General features: G+C 62.9%; 16 protein-coding genes and 1 pseudogene. 12 read left to right on the forward strand and 5 right to left on the reverse strand.

The window, feature by feature from the left end; all coding sequences use genetic code 11:
• The first annotated feature begins 4 nt into the window (after positions 1–4).
• The 10 genes from BLS51_RS26365 to BLS51_RS26410 are packed head-to-tail and all read left to right on the forward strand — an operon-like array spanning position 5 to position 8,896.
• Positions 5–1,195 carry a type II secretion system F family protein gene (locus tag BLS51_RS26365; RefSeq protein WP_090191420.1) on the forward strand — a complete coding sequence of 397 codons (1,191 nt, stop codon included), beginning with the start codon at positions 5–7 and terminating at the stop codon, positions 1,193–1,195.
• Positions 1,192–2,871 carry a GspE/PulE family protein gene (locus BLS51_RS26370; RefSeq protein ID WP_090191423.1) on the forward strand — a complete coding sequence of 560 codons (1,680 nt, stop codon included), beginning with the start codon at positions 1,192–1,194 and terminating at the stop codon, positions 2,869–2,871. Before BLS51_RS26365 ends, BLS51_RS26370 begins: the two co-directional genes overlap by 4 nt.
• Entirely contained in the window at positions 2,864–3,655 is a 792-nt protein-coding gene (locus BLS51_RS26375; protein WP_090191426.1) for a hypothetical protein, read from the forward strand. Before BLS51_RS26370 ends, BLS51_RS26375 begins: the two co-directional genes overlap by 8 nt.
• Positions 3,652–4,188, forward strand: coding sequence for a hypothetical protein (locus BLS51_RS26380; RefSeq protein ID WP_090191430.1), 537 nt, complete (start codon positions 3,652–3,654; stop codon positions 4,186–4,188). Before BLS51_RS26375 ends, BLS51_RS26380 begins: the two co-directional genes overlap by 4 nt.
• Complete coding sequence (locus tag BLS51_RS26385; protein WP_090191432.1) at positions 4,173–4,736, forward strand: hypothetical protein; 564 nt, start codon at positions 4,173–4,175, stop codon at positions 4,734–4,736. Before BLS51_RS26380 ends, BLS51_RS26385 begins: the two co-directional genes overlap by 16 nt.
• A complete protein-coding gene (locus tag BLS51_RS26390; RefSeq protein ID WP_090191435.1) occupies positions 4,733–5,287 on the forward strand; it encodes a hypothetical protein in 555 nt (184 codons plus the stop codon). Before BLS51_RS26385 ends, BLS51_RS26390 begins: the two co-directional genes overlap by 4 nt.
• Positions 5,287–7,320, forward strand: coding sequence for a secretin N-terminal domain-containing protein (locus tag BLS51_RS26395; protein WP_090191438.1), 2,034 nt, complete (start codon positions 5,287–5,289; stop codon positions 7,318–7,320). The genes BLS51_RS26390 and BLS51_RS26395 overlap by 1 nt, the downstream gene beginning before the upstream one ends.
• Positions 7,321–7,329: 9 nt before the next feature.
• Positions 7,330–7,800 carry a type II secretion system protein gene (locus tag BLS51_RS26400; protein WP_090191441.1) on the forward strand — a complete coding sequence of 157 codons (471 nt, stop codon included), beginning with the start codon at positions 7,330–7,332 and terminating at the stop codon, positions 7,798–7,800.
• Entirely contained in the window at positions 7,794–8,174 is a 381-nt protein-coding gene (locus BLS51_RS26405) for a type II secretion system protein (protein ID WP_090191443.1), read from the forward strand. Before BLS51_RS26400 ends, BLS51_RS26405 begins: the two co-directional genes overlap by 7 nt.
• A 5-nt stretch (positions 8,175–8,179) precedes the next feature.
• The gene (locus BLS51_RS26410; protein WP_307188171.1) at positions 8,180–8,896 is read left to right on the forward strand and encodes a type II secretion system protein; all 717 of its coding nucleotides are present in this window, start codon (positions 8,180–8,182) and stop codon (positions 8,894–8,896) included.
• Here BLS51_RS26410 and murJ read toward each other — a convergent pair.
• Positions 8,893–10,431 (reverse strand): murein biosynthesis integral membrane protein MurJ, encoded by a 1,539-nt coding sequence (gene murJ, locus BLS51_RS26415; RefSeq protein ID WP_090191446.1) that lies wholly within the window; start codon positions 10,429–10,431, stop codon positions 8,893–8,895. The two genes, BLS51_RS26410 and murJ, sit on opposite strands and share 4 nt — an antisense overlap.
• 195 nt (positions 10,432–10,626) lie before the next feature.
• Here murJ and rpsT point away from each other — a divergent pair, with 195 nt between their 5' ends.
• Positions 10,627–10,893, forward strand: a complete 267-nt coding sequence (rpsT, locus tag BLS51_RS26420) for a 30S ribosomal protein S20 (RefSeq protein WP_090191448.1) — start codon at positions 10,627–10,629, stop codon at positions 10,891–10,893.
• Positions 10,894–10,987: 94 nt separating this feature from the next.
• On the opposite strand, the gene BLS51_RS26425 is transcribed toward rpsT, so the two are convergent.
• Entirely contained in the window at positions 10,988–11,548 is a 561-nt protein-coding gene (locus BLS51_RS26425) for a pseudouridine synthase (RefSeq protein WP_090191451.1), read from the reverse strand.
• A gap of 115 nt (positions 11,549–11,663) precedes the next feature.
• Here BLS51_RS26425 and icd point away from each other — a divergent pair, with 115 nt between their 5' ends.
• Positions 11,664–12,920: an NADP-dependent isocitrate dehydrogenase gene (icd, locus tag BLS51_RS26430; RefSeq protein ID WP_090191454.1), complete on the forward strand. Its 1,257-nt coding sequence runs from the start codon at positions 11,664–11,666 to the stop codon at positions 12,918–12,920.
• 4 nt (positions 12,921–12,924) lie between these two features.
• Here the strand turns inward: icd and rfbD are convergent, their stop codons facing one another.
• The 3 genes and pseudogenes from rfbD to BLS51_RS26445 form a co-directional block, all read right to left on the reverse strand.
• Positions 12,925–13,782 carry a dTDP-4-dehydrorhamnose reductase gene (gene rfbD, locus BLS51_RS26435; protein ID WP_090191457.1) on the reverse strand — a complete coding sequence of 286 codons (858 nt, stop codon included), beginning with the start codon at positions 13,780–13,782 and terminating at the stop codon, positions 12,925–12,927.
• Complete coding sequence (gene rfbC / locus BLS51_RS26440) at positions 13,779–14,327, reverse strand: dTDP-4-dehydrorhamnose 3,5-epimerase (RefSeq protein ID WP_090191459.1); 549 nt, start codon at positions 14,325–14,327, stop codon at positions 13,779–13,781. The genes rfbD and rfbC overlap by 4 nt, the downstream gene beginning before the upstream one ends.
• Positions 14,324–14,505, reverse strand: a pseudogene (locus BLS51_RS26445) (glucose-1-phosphate thymidylyltransferase); the annotation flags it as partial. The pseudogene BLS51_RS26445 and the gene rfbC, both read right to left, overlap by 4 nt.

Here is a 14,505-nt window from a genome sequence, read left to right on the forward strand (position 1 = left end):
TGTCATGCAGTTCGACGTGCGCACCTTGTCGGCCGATATGGTCATCTCCCATCTGGTAATCGATGGCCGCGATGAGGCGGACGCGCGCCGCCAGGTGGAGGCGCGCGGCTTGTTCGTCAGCGCCATCACGCCGGTGCGCGCTGGCCTGGTCAGGCGCGCCGGAAAGCGCAGTGCGCTTTCCCTGGTGCTGTTCAGCCAGGAACTGCTGGCGCTGCTGACGGCGGGCCTGGGCATCGTCGAAGGGCTGGAAGCCTTGCTGGAGAAGGAGGGCAATCCGGCCACGCGCGGCGTGCTGGAACGCCTGCTGGCAGGCCTGCGCGAAGGCCAGCGTTTTTCCGCCGTGCTGGCCGAACAGCCCGACCTGTTCCCGCCGCTGTACGTCGGCATCGTCAAGGCGGCCGAAGGCACGTCGGACCTGCCGCGCTCACTGGCGCGCTTCATCGACTATCAGCAGCGCATCGACGCGGTGCGCGCCAAGCTGGTGTCGGCGGCGATCTATCCATGCATCCTGCTGCTGGTGGGCGGTGGCGTCAGCCTGTTCCTGATCGGCTACGTGGTGCCGCGCTTTGCCGAGGTGTACCAGGGCGCCGGCCGCAACCTGCCGTGGCTGTCGCAGCAGATGCTGAACTGGGGCCAGTTCGCTGGCGCCCACACCACGCTGGTGCTGGCCATGATTGCCGGTGCGCTGCTGGCGTTGCTGCTGGGCGTGCGCCAGCTGATGGCCAATGGGGGCCTGGTGCGCCTGCTGGGCAAGCTGCCAGCCATCGGTGAGCGGGTGCGCATCTATGAGTTATCGCGGCTATACCTGACCTTGGGCATGTTGAGCGAAGGCGGCATCACCATCGTGCATGCGATTGAAACTGTGCAGGGCATGGTGTCGCCAACGATGCGCACCAACCTGCAGGCGGCGCGTGCAGCGGTGGAATCAGGCTTGCCGCTGTCGGCCGCGTTCGAATCCAGCCAGCTGACCACGCCGATCTCGCTGCGCATGCTGCGTGTCGGCGAACGCACCGGCGACATGGGGCCGATGCTGACCCAGTCCGCCGCGTTCTACGACGGAGAAATCAGCCGCTGGATCGAACGCTTCACCCGTACTTTCGAACCGCTGCTGATGGCCGCCATCGGCCTGGTGGTCGGCGCCATCGTGGTGCTGCTGTATATGCCGATCTTTGATCTGGCTGGAGATATGTCATGACGGCCATCGACACCACGCTGCTGGCGCGCGCACGCCATTTGCGCCAGCAATCGAAACGTACGCTGGTGGAGGAACTGGAAGCGCTGACCGGTTCCGAGCCGCGCCTGCTGGTGCGCTCGCTGGCGCAGCCGTTCGGCATGACGGTGCTGGAAACGGCCGACATGCTGGAGTACGAACCGGCCTGGGACTTGCTGCCGCTGTCGCAGGCCATGGCGCGCCATTGCGTGCTGCTGCGCGCGCATGATGGCGCGGTGATGGGCGTGATCGCCGATCCATTCGATCTGGACCTGCAAACCTGGCTGGGCACGCAGGCGCGCGCCACGCCGTCCGCACCGCTGGCGACGCGGCTGGCCCTGCAGGCCGACATCCAGGCGTATTTGTCCAAGCAGGAGGAATCCGCACGCGCCACCGATACGCTGCTGCCCGGCGCCAGCGAAGGCCGGCGCGATGGCAAGACGGCTGCGGTACTGTCGTTCGCCTCGGTGTCGGAAGGCGCCAGCCCGGCGGTTCGCCTGGTCAATTCGACGCTGTACGATGCACTGAAAGCCGGTGCCTCCGACATCCACCTGGAAAGCACGGCCGGCGGCCTGGCGGTCAAGTACCGCGTGGACGGCGTGCTCGATCACGCCACAGCCGTCAACGGCATCGATGTGGCCGAGCAGATCATCTCGCGCCTGAAGGTGCTGGCCGAACTGGATATCGCCGAACGCCGCGTGCCGCAGGACGGCAGCTTCCGCGTGGAGTCGGGCGGGCGCGAGATCGACCTGCGCGTCTCCATCATGCCGAGCATTCACGGCGAGGATGCGGTGATCCGTATTCTCGACAAGCGCGCGATGATCGAAGCCTACGGCTCGCTGACGCTGGAAGCGCTGGGCTTCGACGCGCCGTCGCTGGTGGCGCTGCGCACGCTGGCGCAGGAAGCTTATGGCATGCTGCTGGTGACCGGCCCGACCGGCTCCGGCAAGACCACCACGTTGTATGCGGCGCTGACTGAAATCCACAACGGCCGCGAAAAGATCATCACGATCGAGGACCCGGTCGAGTACCAGCTGCCGGGTATCCTGCAAATTCCGGTCAACGAGAAAAAGGGCCTGACCTTTGCCAAGGGATTGCGCTCCATCCTGCGCCACGACCCGGACAAGATCATGGTCGGCGAAATCCGCGACCGCGAGACAGCGGAAATCGCCGTGCAGTCGGCGCTGACGGGCCACCTGGTGCTGACCACCGTGCACGCGAATAATGTGTTCGACGTGTTCGGCCGCTTCACGCACATGGGCATCGATCCGTATGCGTTTGTATCGGCACTGAACGGCATCTGGGCGCAGCGCCTGATCCGCATCAACTGCCCGCACTGCGCCACCGAATACACGCCGGACGAGCAGGAACTGGCCAGTGTCGGCATGACGCGCGCCGACGCCTACGAGTACCGCTTCATGCAGGGTAAAGGCTGCGGCGATTGCCGCGGCACCGGCTACAAGGGACGCCGCTCTATCGCCGAGATCCTGACGCTGAACGACGAGATCCGCGAACTGATCGTCGACAAGCGGCCGATCCGCCAGATCAAGCAAGCAGCCTACGAGAACGGCACGCGCAGCCTGCGCCAGGCGGCGCTGGAGCTGGTCAAGCGTGGTGGCACCACGCTGTCCGAAATCAAACGGGTGACTTTGCATGCGTAGAGCAATCGGACAATACCTGCGCATCGACGTTGCGCCGCACGCGGTCAGTGTGCAGCGCGCCAGCCGCTGGCGTTTGCCGGGCCGCGCTGGCGCACCTGCCGACACGCTTGCCACGCAGGCGATTGCGCCATCGGCTGATCATCCTTTCGATGCCATCGCCAACGCCATGCGCACATTGCTCGGCGAGTTGGACGTGGCCGGCTGGCCGGTGAGCATGGTGGTCGCCGACGAACTGGCGCGCATGTGGCGCGTCACGCCGCCGTCTGGCGCCGCCCGTTTGGCCGACCTGGAAGCCGCCGCCGGCCTGCGTTTCCAGGCGCTGTACGGTGAGTCGCTATCCGCCTGGCAGCTCGCGGCTGACTGGAGCGCAACGCAGCCATTTTTCGCAGCCGCCATGCCGCGCGCCTTGCTGGCCGCGTTAAGCGTGGCGGTCAATGAGTGCAAGCTGTCGGTTGTCGCCATCGAGCCGCGCTTTGTCCACGCCTGGAACCGCAGCCGCCGTGGCCTGAAGCAGGGCGCATGGTATGGCCACGTACACGACAATCTGTTAACGCTGGCCGCGACGGAGGCCGATAGCAAGCGTTTGCGCGCCATCCGTCCGCTGCCAGTCCCGCACGGTGCCGATCACCAATGGCTGACGCAAACACTGCAACGCGAAGCGCTGCTGCTGGATATGGAAGCGCCAGCGCTGCTGCAAGTGAGCGGCAGCGCGCCTGCCGCCTGGACCAAGCCGGTAAGCAGCGCCGCGCACATCCCCTGCACGCTGGTTGGGAGCGCGGCATGAAGATCGACTTCGCGCCACGCAGCGTGCGCCGCACGCTGTTCCACATCCATCCTGCCGTGCTGGCGCTGGCTGGCTTGGGCGTGCTGCTGTGTGCAGGCGCCGCCATCGGCGGCTGGCAATTGATCGAACAAAAGCGCGAGCGTGAACATCAGCTACAGCATCTGCGCGAGCGTGTCGCCGCCATCAGCGCGCGGCCGGTGGAGGTGGCGCGTGTCGCGATACCGGAAGCGCAGGCTGCGTTTGTCAACGGCGCCATCATGCAACTCAACCTGCCTTGGCGCGAATTGCAGGACGCAGTGTTGGCGGCCACGCCACGCAGCGTGGCACTGGTGGCGATGGAGCCGGACCCGCGCAAGCGCATCCTGAAAATCACCGCTGAAACCAAAAGCAGCGATGACATGGTCGCCTACGTGGAAGCGCTGAAGGAACAGGAAAGCTTCAGCGACGTGCTGCTGACCCGCCACGAGATCAACGAGCAGGACCCGAATCGTCCCTTGCGATTCCAGCTGGAGGCGACATGGCTGGCCCGGTAAATAACCTCAACGTATCGGCGTTGTTGCTGCGCGCCCGCATCGCGCTGTCGCGTGCCGGCCTGCCGGCGTGCGTGGCGGCGGTGCTGTGCGTGGCCGGCGTCGCCGCGTGGGCCTGGCTGTTGCCACAGCGCGCCGAACAGGCGCGCGTGATGACCACGCCGCTGCCAGCGCCATCCACGCTGGTGACGCCGCCTTCACCGCCGTCCGCCAATCAGAACCTGGCCGCGTTCTACGATGTGCTGGGCGAGAAACGCCATGCCGAGCAGCAGGTCAAAGTATTGTTCGACCTTGCGGCGAAATCCAGTCTCGTGCTGAGCCAGGGCGAATACAAGCCAGGCTACGACAAGGCCAGCAGCGTCAGCACCTACCAGATCATCTTGCCGGTAAAAGGCCCGTATCAATCGATCTGGCAGTTTGCCATGCAGGGCTTGCGTGACATGCCGTTTGCATCACTGGATGAGGTGGCGTTCCGCCGCGACACCATCGCCGAGCCGGTGGTGGAAGCGCGCCTGCGTTTTACGCTGTACCTGAAAGGGGAGCAGCCATGAAGCCGTACCAGATCGTGATGCTGCTGGCGCTGGTGGCCTCTGCGGGCCTGGTGCTGTTTGGCGATAACTCGCCGTCGGCCGATATCGCCGAACCAGTGACGCGCACAGCGAGTGCGGCGCCGGCGGCACCCGCGCCACGCAGCAGCGGCCGCGAAGCAGCCGGCGCCGCGCCCAAGGGAGAGACAGCTATCCTGCGCCTGACGCCGCGCGCGGAGCTGGTCGGTGAGGCCGGCGACGCCAGTTTTGCGCAAGGCGAGGGCGTGTTCATTGGTCAGAACTGGAATCCGCCCCCACCACCACCACCGCCGCCATCGAAAACGCCGCCTCCGCCGCCAATGGCGCCACCGCTGCCATTCATCTACATCGGCAAGGCGGTGGCAGATGGTGCGTGGGAAGTGTATCTGTCGCGCGGCGACAAGACTTATAGCGCGCGCTTGCAGACGGTGATCGACGGCGCCTACCGCGTCGAGAAAATCGCACCGCCGTTGATGACCGTGACCTACCTGCCTTTGAATCAGCAACAACAGATGAATATTGGAGTTTTCGAGTGATGGCTAACTCTCTGACGAATATCGGCCGCTGCGCGGTGTTGGCCATCCTGCTGAGCGGTTGCGCCGCCCAGCAGGCCTACCGCGACGGTAATGACCTGATCGCGAAAAACCAGATCGAGGAAGGCCTCGCAAAATACCAGCAGGCAGTGCAGGCCGAGCCAGGCAACGCGCAATATCGCGCCGCCTGGCTGAGTGCACGCGAGCGCGCCACGCAACGCCTGCTGGACGTGGCGGAACGCGACCAGGCAGAAGGCCGCGCGGCGCAGGCGGAGCAGGGCTATCGCCGCGTGCTGGGCCTCGATCCGCGCAACGAACGCGCGATTGCCGGCATGCGTGCGCTGGAGCGCGACAGCCGCCAGGGCAAGCTGCTGGAAGCCGCCGCGCAGCACATGGGCAAGAACGAAAACGAACTGGCCAGGCAAAAACTCAACGCCGTTCTGGCGGAGACGCCGGCACACGAGCAGGCGCGCGCCATGCTGCGCGAGGTAAACGAAAAGATTGCACCGCCAGCGGTGGAATCCGGCCTGGCGAAAACCTATAAGCAGCCGATCTCCATCGAGTTCCGCGATGCGCCGCTGAAGCAGGTGTTTGAAGTGATTTCACGCCGCTCGGGTTTGAACTTCGTGTTCGACAAGGACGTGAAGAGCGACCAGAAGACCACCGTGCTGCTGAAAAATAGCACGGTCGAATCAGCGATCTACTTCCTGCTGCTGACCAATCAGCTGGAACAGCAAGTCATGGATGCCAATACCATCCTGATCTACCCTAATGTGGCGGCCAAGCTGAAGGAATACCAGGAAATGACGGTGAAGACCTTCTTCCTGGCGAACGCCGAAGCCAAGCTGGTGGCCAACACGCTGAAGACCATCCTCAAGTCGCGCGACGTGGTGGTGGATGAAAAGCTCAACCTGATTATCGTGCGCGATAACCCGGAAGCGATCCGCCTGGCCGAACGCCTGATCGCCTTGCAGGACGCGCCGGAGCCGGAGGTGATGCTGGAAGTGGAAATCCTGGAAGTGAAGCGTTCCAGCCTGATGGACCTGGGCGTGGTGTGGCCGACATCACTGGGCTTTGCGCCGCTGTCGACATCGGGCGGCACCGGCATCACCATCCGCGACTTGAATAACCTGAACCAGCGCACTATTGGTGTCACCGGCGCGCAGCTGGCGATCAACGCCAACAAGAACGCCAGCGATTCCAACCTGCTGGCCAATCCGCGCATCCGCGTGCGCAACAAGCAGAAGGCCAAGATCGTCATCGGCGACAAGCTGCCGGTGATTACTTCCACCGTGTCTTCCGGTGTGGGCGGCTTTGCCAGCGACTCGGTGACGTACGTGGACGTGGGCCTGACGTTGCAAGCGGAACCGACCATCTATCTGAATAATGAGGTGGCGATCCAGATGCAGCTGGAAGTCAGCAACCTGGTCAGCACCATCACCACCAAGAACGGCACCACCGCTTACCAGCTAGGCACGCGCCAGGCGACCACCATGTTGCAGCTGAAGGACGGCGAGAACCAGGTGCTGGCGGGCCTCATCAACAACGAGGAGCGCAATTCGTCCAACAAGATTCCGGGCTTTAGCGAATTGCCATTGCTGAGCCGTTTGTTCGGCAGCCAGCGTGATGACAATCAGAAGACCGAGATCGTGCTGTCGATTACGCCCCACCTGATCCGCAATGTGCAGCGTCCGGAGGCTTCCGCTGCGGAGTTCTCGGCTGGCACGGAAGCCAGCTTCCGCCGCCGCCCCGACCTGACGCCGCGCACGCCGGTGACGTTGCCATCACCACCTGGGGCACAACCACGGCCGGCGCAGCCACCTGCGGCGGGCCCGGCTAGCGTGCCAACCGTAGGCGCTCCAGCCAGCGTTCCAGCCGCGCCATTACCATCGCCTGTGCAGGCTACGCCGCTATCGCAAACGCAGCCGGCGCCGCTGCCGGCCACGCAAGGCGCACAGCCGCAAGCCGTGCAGCCGCCAGCGGCTGAGCCATCTCCAGCGCCGCCCACTGACACCGCACCGCCGGTGCAGCAGTAAAGGCCTTCCATGCGCGCACGTGGCTTCACGCTGATCGAGTTGCTGGTGACGCTGGCCATCCTTGGCCTGCTCAGCGCCTTGGTCATTCCCACAGCGCAGGTGGTAGTGCAGCGCCGCCAGGAGCAGGACTTGCGCGTATCGCTGCGCGAGATCCGTCACGCGCTGGACGGCTATAAAAAAGCCTATGACGACAACCGCATCACCAAAACGCTGGCTGCCAGCGGTTATCCGAAAAATCTGGAGGTGCTGGTGGAGGGTGTGCCCGACCTGCAGAATCCCAAGCACGCCAGGATCTATTTCCTGCGCCGTGTGCCGCGCGATCCATTCAATGGCGACGCCACGCTGAGCGATGCGCAAACCTGGGGCAAGCGCAGCTACGCCAGCGAGCCCGATCAGCCGCGCGAAGGTGAAGATGTCTATGATGTTTTCAGCCTGAGCGAAAAGACCGGCTTGAACGGCATCCCCTATAAAAAATGGTGACCATGAAAACCAAGGGCTTCACGTTGATCGAACTGCTGGTGGTGCTGGGCATCATCGCCTTGCTGCTGACGCTTGCCGTGCCGCGTTACTTCCCCAGCGTGGACAAGTCGAAGGAGACTGTCCTGGCCGACAACCTGCGCAATATGCGCATGGTGATCGACCAGTATTACGGTGACACCGGCCGCTATCCGGATACGCTGGATCAACTGGTGGAGAAAAAATATCTGCGTGCGCTGCCATTCGATCCGGTTGCCGATAGCGATACAACGTGGATCATCGTGCCGCCGGAAGATGGCACCAAGGGGGGCGTGTACAACATCCACAGCGGCGCGGCCGGCAACGACCGTAACGGCAAGCCTTACGCCGACTGGTGATGGCCATGCCTCGCCCCCGCCGCCAAGGCGGTTTTACCTATCTGAGCGTGATTATCCTGGTGGCGATCATCGGCTTGGTGGCTGCCGCCACGCTGAAAATGGGTTCAGTCATCCAGCGCAGCAGGGCGGAGGAGCAGTTGCTGGACATCGGCGCCGCGTTCAGCGATGCGCTGCAAAGCTATGCGGACGCCACGCCGGCCGGCATGCCGACGCAGCCGCCGTCGTTGAAGGACTTGCTGCGCGATCCGCGCTCCACGGCCATGCGGCGGCATCTGCGGCAGATTTATCCTGATCCGATGACGGGCAAGGCGGAGTGGGGGATTGTGTACCTGGCCGACAAGGCGGGGGTGCTTGCGGTCTATAGCCTGTCGGATGCGAAGCCGGTCAAGATCGGCAATTTCTCGCTGCGCTTTGCGGGTTTTGAGGGCAAGCAGAAAATATCGGAATGGCGTTTTGCAGCGACGGGCAAGCCGGGAGGGCCGGGCAGCGCCAATCCGGCACCGGCCACACCAGCAGTGCCTGGGGCGGCGAATCCCGCGCCCCAGCCAGGCCTGACGCCACCGCTGTTGATTGATTCGCCACCGCCTCCGCCAGCCCCACCAGCCGAGCCGGTGCCCGCCGACGAGCCACCTGCCGAGCCGCCGGCTCCGCCAGCCACATCGCCAGCCGAGCAGCCAGCCCCGCCAACCGAGCCGCCCGCTGAAGAGACTAAACCCGATTAACGTGCGATGCGCTTGAAGTCGCGCAGGCGGAACCCCATCGCCAGCAGGGCGGCAAAATACACTACTGCACAAGCGCCGACCAGCAGCAGCAGGGCACCGATACGCAGGAAAGCGTGATGCTGCAAGCCCAGCCAGTCAATTTGCTGCGAGCCAAACCACGCCGCGCCACCCATCAGCGCGCAGGCGATCACCAGTTTCACGCAAAACATCGTCCAGCCCGGCGCCGGACGATAGATATCGCGCTTGCGCAGGCCGGTGTACAGGAAGGCCGCGTTCAGGCAGGCGCCGAGGCCGATCGACAGCGCCAGGCCGGCCACCTTCAGATAAGGCACGAACAGCAGATTCATCAGCTGCGTGGCGATCAGCACCCCGATGGCGATCCGCACCGGCGTGCGGATATCCTGTTGTGCATAGAAGGCCGGCGCCAGCGTCTTCACCAGGATGATGCCCAGCAGGCCGGCGCAATAGGCGATCAGCGGACTGGCTGAAGCGGCGGCGTCGGCGCCGGTGAAGGCGCCGTAATGGAACAGGGTGGCGATCAGCGGCTCGGCCAGCACCGCCATGCCGACCGCTGCTGGCAGCGCCAGCAGGAAGGTCAGGCGCAGGCCCCAGTCCAGCAGGCCGGAGTATTCCACCTTGTCATCGTCGGCCTGTGCCTTGGACAGGCTGGGCAGCAGGATGGTGCCCAGCGCCACGCCCAGCAGCGCGGTGGGGAACTCCATCAGGCGGTCGGCGTACGACAGCCAGGAGATACTGCCTTCCACCAGGCGCGAGGCGATGCTGGTGTTGATCATCAGGCTGATCTGCGCGGCCGACACGGCAAACACTGCCGGCCCCATTTTCTTCAGCACGCGGCGCACGCCGGGATCGCCAAGGCCGGCGGCCGGATTCCACGACAGCCTGGGCAGCATGCCGATCTTGATCAGCGCTGGAATCTGGATCGCCACCTGCAAGATGCCGCCGACGAACACGGCGATGGCCATGGCATAGATCGGCCGTTCCAGGTGCTGTTGCAGGAACAGCGAGGCGACAATCGACGACAGGTTCAGCAACACCGGCGTAAAGGCCGGGATCTTGAACTCGCGCCAGGTATTCAGCACGCCGCCGGCCAGCGCCACAAAGGCCATGAAACTGATATACGGGAACATCAAACGCGTCATCCAGACGGCGGCGTCGAACTCCTCCAGGCCGCTGGCAATCAGGTAGATGAACAGCGGCGAGGCTATAATACCGATTACCGTGACGATCAGCGTGGACCATACCAGCGTATTGGCCACATGGTCGGTCAGCTTTTTGCTGGCTTCCAGCCCCTGTTTGTTCTTGTATTCCGACAGGATGGGCACGAAGGCTTGCGAGAACGCGCCCTCGGCAAACAGCCGCCGCAGCAGGTTAGGGATGCGGAACGCCACGATATAGGCATCCGTCATGCCGCCGGCGCCAAAGGCACGGGCAATCAAGGTTTCACGCAGTAGTCCGGTGATCCGGGACAGCATTGTCATGCTGGAAATGGCGGTCAGTGTTTTAAGCAAGTTCATGGGACGTGATTATAGTTGCTCCGACAGGAAAATATCGCTATAATCCTAGGCTGTACAAAATTCTGTTGCGCAGACAATATTGTTTGGCAAGCAGTAGTTTGACTCACACGGTTCGCTCTGATTGCAACCTTGGACGCACCTGTTTGCCAAACAATAATGTTTGCAAACGCATCATTTACTGATTTAGGAAATTTCATGGCAAATACCGCACAAGCGCGCAAACGCGCTCGTCAAGCAGTTAAGCAAAACGCTCACAACTCGTCCCAGCGTTCGACCCTGCGCACCGCTATCAAAGCCGTGCGTAAGGCGATCCAGGCCGGCGACAAAGCTGCTGCGACGACTATCTTCCAAACTTCGGTGTCGACCATCGACAGCATCGCTGACAAGAAGATCATCCACAAAAACAAGGCAGCTCGTCACAAGAGCCGTCTGGCCGCTGCGTTGAAAGCACTGGCAGCTTAATTCCCCTCACAGGGAAGTAAAGCAAAAGCCCGCTCCGGTTCGTCCGGCGCGGGCTTTGTCGTTTGTACAGCCCCGGCATGGGGCTGTTGTCGTTTCAGGGTGCCAGATCTTTCGGCGACACCTCCATCCACTCGCCCGGCATCAGCGGATGCGTGGCCAGCGAAATGCCGCCAATCGCGGTGCGGATCAGTCGCAGCGTCGGCAGGCCGACCGCTGCCGTCATGCGCCGCACCTGGCGGTTCTTGCCCTCCTGTAGCGTGATCGCTAGCCAGCTGGTCGGCTGATCGGCGCGCTGGCGGATCGGTGGATTGCGCGGCCACAGCCACGCCGGCTCGGCGATGCGCACCGCCTTGCATGGTTGCGTCACAAAATCCCCCAGGTTGAGCGGCGCCTGCAACTTCTCCAGCGCGACGGCGTCAGCAACGCCTTCCACCTGCACCAGATAGATCTTGGCCTCCTTGTGATCGGGGTGGGCAATGGCGTGCTGCAGCTTGCCGTCGTCGGTCAGCAGCATCAGGCCTTCGCTGTCGTAGTCCAGCCGGCCGGCAGGGTAGATGTTGGGAATGGCCAGGTGGTCGGCCAGTGTCGCCTTACCCTCCTGCGCAGAGAACTGGCACAGCACTTGAAAAGGCTTGTTAAATAAAATCAGGGGCATTATTGAAAACTAAAAATGGTGTAGGCTTGAAAACTTTGATGCCTCGACACATAATGGCACAAACGTCTTATATCTTATAGAAGACTAAAGAATACATCCCTTTCGGAGAACCACGATGCAGCAACATATCAAAGTACCGGCTGACGGCCAGAAAATCACCGTCAACGCGGATTTTTCCCTGAATGTACCAGATAACCCGATCATTCCCTATATCGTCGGCGATGGCGTGGGCGGCGACATCACGCCGGTGATGCTGAAGGTGGTGGATGCGGCGGTAGCCAAATCCTACGGCGGCAAGCGCCAGATCAAATGGATGGAGATCTTCGCAGGCGAGAAAGCGACTCAGGTGTACGGTCCGGACATCGCGCTGCCGGAAGAAACGCTGAAGGCGGTCAAAGACTACGTGGTGTCGATCAAAGGTCCGCTGACCACGCCGGTGGGTGGCGGCATCCGCTCGCTGAACGTGGCGCTGCGCCAGCAGCTGGACCTGTATGTCTGCCTGCGTCCGGTGCGTTACTTCAGCGGCGTGCCATCGCCGCTGAAAGAGCCGGAAAAGACCAATATGGCCATCTTCCGCGAAAACTCGGAAGACATCTACGCCGGCATCGAATTCGCGCAGGGCTCGGAGGGCGCCAGGCGCCTGATGGATTTCCTGCTGAAGGAATTGGGTGTCAACAAGATCCGCTTCCCGGAGACGTCCGGCCTGGGCATCAAGCCGGTGTCGGTGGAGGGCACCGAGCGCCTGATGCGCAAGGCGATCCAGTACGCCATTGACCACGACAAGCCATCGGTCACCATTGTCCACAAGGGCAACATCATGAAGTACACCGAGGGCGGCTTCCGCGACTGGGCCTATGCGCTGGCGCAAAAGGAATTCGGTGCCGAGCTGATCGACGGCGGCCCATGGGTCAAGTTCAAGAATCCGAAAACCGGCCGCGACATCATCATCAAGGATTCGATTGCCGATGCCTTCCTGCAGCAGATCCTGCTGCGCCCGGCGGAATACAGCGTGATCGCCACGCTGAACCTGAACGGCGACTACATATCGGACGCGCTGGCGGCGCAGGTGGGCGGCATCGGCATCGCGCCGGGCGCCAATATGTCGGATTCGGTGGCGATGTTTGAAGCGACCCACGGCACCGCGCCGAAATATGCCGGCAAGGATTACGTCAATCCTGGCTCGCTGATCCTGTCGGCGGAAATGATGTTGCGCCACATGGGCTGGACCGAAGCAGCTGATCTCATCATCAAATCGATGCAGCAGGCCATCGGCTCCAAGCAAGTCACCTACGACTTTGCGCGCTTGATGGAAAACGCAGTGCAGGTGTCTTGCTCGGGCTTTGGCGAGGTAATGATCGAGCAGATGGCCTAAGCCATTAGCGCATGCAGAGGTGCAGCGCTTCTTTCCAGTCTGGCAGATGGCAGAAGCGCGTGGTCAGGCGTTCCGACGACATCACTGAATAGGTCGGGCGCCTGGCCGGCGTCGGGTAGTCGGCGGTGGTGATCGGCAGCACCTTGCACTGCAATCCCGCTTCTTCGACGATGGCCTGGGTGAATTCATGCCAGGTCGTCTGTCCCTGCGCACTCAGGTGGTAGATGCCGCTGTTCTGTACCCACCATTCGCGGCCGCCGGCGTGCGCCTGCGACAGCACTTGCGCCGTGGTGTCGGCGATGGTGCGGCTCCAGGTCGGTGCGCCGTGCTGGTCGGCCACAACCTTCAGTTCGTCCCGTTCCTTCGCCAGGCGCAGCATGGTCAGCAGGAAATTCTTGCCGCGCATGCCGTACACCCAGCTGGTGCGGAAGATCAGGTGCGGGATGCCAGCTGCAGCAATCGCCTGTTCGCCGGCCAGCTTGCTGGCGCCGTAGACGTTCAGCGGGCCAACCGCATCGTCTTCCACCCGCGCCGATGGTTGCGAGCCGTCAAACACATAGTCGGTGGAGTAGTGCACCAGTGCCGCGCCCAGCGCCTTGGCTTCCTCGGCCATGACGCCCGGCGCTTCGGCGTTGATGCGGAAAGCCAGCTCGGGCTCGCTCTCGGCCTTGTCGACCGCCGTGTAGGCGGCCGGATTGACGATCAGCTGCGGCTTGACGCTGCGGATCACTTCACGCACCTGGTCCAGATTGGACAGGTCCATAACATTGCGGTCCACCGCCACGACCTCGCCGACGCCTTGCAGGCTGCGCGCCAGCTCGTAGCCGACCTGGCCGGTGCTGCCGGTCAGTAAGACTTTCATGCGAACACCTCGGCGTTGGCCAGCAGCGACGCCGCCTCATCCTTGGCGGACAGGCGCGGCGTATCCAGTTCCGGCGGCCAGACGATGCCGATCGCCGTGTCGTTCCACAGGATCGAGCGCTCATGCTCCGGCGACCAGTAGTCGGTGGTCTTGTACAGGAACTCGGCGTTATCCGAGGTCACGACGAAGCCGTGGGCGAAGCCAGGCGGTATCCACATCTGACGCTTGTTCTCGGCCGACAGTTCAATGCCGTACCACTGGCCGAAAGTCGGCGAGCTTTTGCGGATGTCGACCGCGACGTCGAACACCGAACCAGCGGTGGCGCGCACCAGCTTGCCCTGTGCATGCTGGATCTGGTAGTGCAGACCGCGCAGCACGCCTTTCGACGAGCGCGAGTGATTGTCTTGCACAAACTCGGCGGTCACGCCGGTCAGTTCCGCGAAACGGCGGGCGTTGAAGCTCTCGAAGAAAAAGCCGCGATCATCGCCGAACACTTTCGGCTCCAGCACCAGCAAGCCTTCCAGCGGCGTAGTAATAACATTCATCGTTGGACTACCTTATCTTCCAGGATTTGCAGCAAATATTGACCATAGTTGTTTTTCTTCAGCGGCTCGGCCAGCTTGCGCAGCTGGTCGGCGTCGATATAGCCCTTGCGATAGGCAATCTCTTCGGGGCACGCGACTTTCAGGCCCTGGCGCTTCTCGATGGTGGCGATGAACTGGC

Origin of the sequence: Duganella sp. OV510, from assembly GCF_900100205.1 — a bacterium.
Taxonomy (GTDB): Bacteria; Pseudomonadota; Gammaproteobacteria; order Burkholderiales; family Burkholderiaceae_D; genus Rugamonas.

Coding starts and splice junctions, on each gene's coding strand:
- BLS51_RS26375 (WP_090191426.1), top strand. CDS start 2,864: ATGCGTAGAGCAATCGGACAATACCTGCGCATCGACGTTGCGCCGCAC.
- murJ (WP_090191446.1), bottom strand. CDS start 10,431: ATGAACTTGCTTAAAACACTGACCGCCATTTCCAGCATGACAATGCTG.
- BLS51_RS26405 (WP_090191443.1), top strand. CDS start 7,794: ATGGTGACCATGAAAACCAAGGGCTTCACGTTGATCGAACTGCTGGTG.
- rfbD (WP_090191457.1), bottom strand. CDS start 13,782: ATGAAAGTCTTACTGACCGGCAGCACCGGCCAGGTCGGCTACGAGCTG.
- BLS51_RS26380 (WP_090191430.1), top strand. CDS start 3,652: ATGAAGATCGACTTCGCGCCACGCAGCGTGCGCCGCACGCTGTTCCAC.
- icd (WP_090191454.1), top strand. CDS start 11,664: ATGCAGCAACATATCAAAGTACCGGCTGACGGCCAGAAAATCACCGTC.
- BLS51_RS26410 (WP_307188171.1), top strand. CDS start 8,180: ATGCCTCGCCCCCGCCGCCAAGGCGGTTTTACCTATCTGAGCGTGATT.
- BLS51_RS26400 (WP_090191441.1), top strand. CDS start 7,330: ATGCGCGCACGTGGCTTCACGCTGATCGAGTTGCTGGTGACGCTGGCC.
- BLS51_RS26395 (WP_090191438.1), top strand. CDS start 5,287: ATGGCTAACTCTCTGACGAATATCGGCCGCTGCGCGGTGTTGGCCATC.
- BLS51_RS26385 (WP_090191432.1), top strand. CDS start 4,173: ATGGCTGGCCCGGTAAATAACCTCAACGTATCGGCGTTGTTGCTGCGC.
- BLS51_RS26365 (WP_090191420.1), top strand. CDS start 5: ATGCAGTTCGACGTGCGCACCTTGTCGGCCGATATGGTCATCTCCCAT.
- BLS51_RS26370 (WP_090191423.1), top strand. CDS start 1,192: ATGACGGCCATCGACACCACGCTGCTGGCGCGCGCACGCCATTTGCGC.
- BLS51_RS26425 (WP_090191451.1), bottom strand. CDS start 11,548: ATGCCCCTGATTTTATTTAACAAGCCTTTTCAAGTGCTGTGCCAGTTC.
- rpsT (WP_090191448.1), top strand. CDS start 10,627: ATGGCAAATACCGCACAAGCGCGCAAACGCGCTCGTCAAGCAGTTAAG.
- BLS51_RS26390 (WP_090191435.1), top strand. CDS start 4,733: ATGAAGCCGTACCAGATCGTGATGCTGCTGGCGCTGGTGGCCTCTGCG.
- rfbC (WP_090191459.1), bottom strand. CDS start 14,327: ATGAATGTTATTACTACGCCGCTGGAAGGCTTGCTGGTGCTGGAGCCG.